Consider the following 401-nt stretch of genomic DNA (forward strand, 5'->3'; position numbering starts at 1 on the left):
TAATGACACCAGCTTTGGCAAGATGGGCCAAAAGTGCCCTTGAACCGTTGTTCGGTGCTTTTGTAAGGCATCCAAGATTAGCGCTGCCAATCTAAGGCGGACCAAAAAAAGCCCCGTAAAGAGGCTTGTACGGATCCATTTTTTCACGGATTAATATCTTGTGCAACGGTTACCATTGTTGTGGTTAGTGTTTTTTATTTATTTACTTAATTTTAAAATTCTGTAACTAATCAGTCTACTTGAAATTCAAATTTAGCGATTAGGTTCAATGCTTGAATCACGTTCATTCCGTTTTTGATGGTGGTATCGATTACGGATCGGATTTTGGCAAAATTCTGAGCATTTCTGGGGTTTTTGAACTGGCCCGATATTTTTTGTTTTACCTTGACATTTCGAATCGC

General features: G+C 38.9%; 1 pseudogene. It reads right to left on the bottom strand.

Features of this window, described 5'->3' with window-relative positions:
- Positions 1–230 precede the first annotated feature (230 nt).
- A pseudogene (locus BFP75_RS19040) lies at positions 231–401 on the bottom strand (IS66 family transposase); the annotation flags it as partial.

The organism is Maribacter sp. 4G9, assembly GCF_002742265.1.
Taxonomy (GTDB): domain Bacteria; phylum Bacteroidota; class Bacteroidia; order Flavobacteriales; family Flavobacteriaceae; genus Maribacter.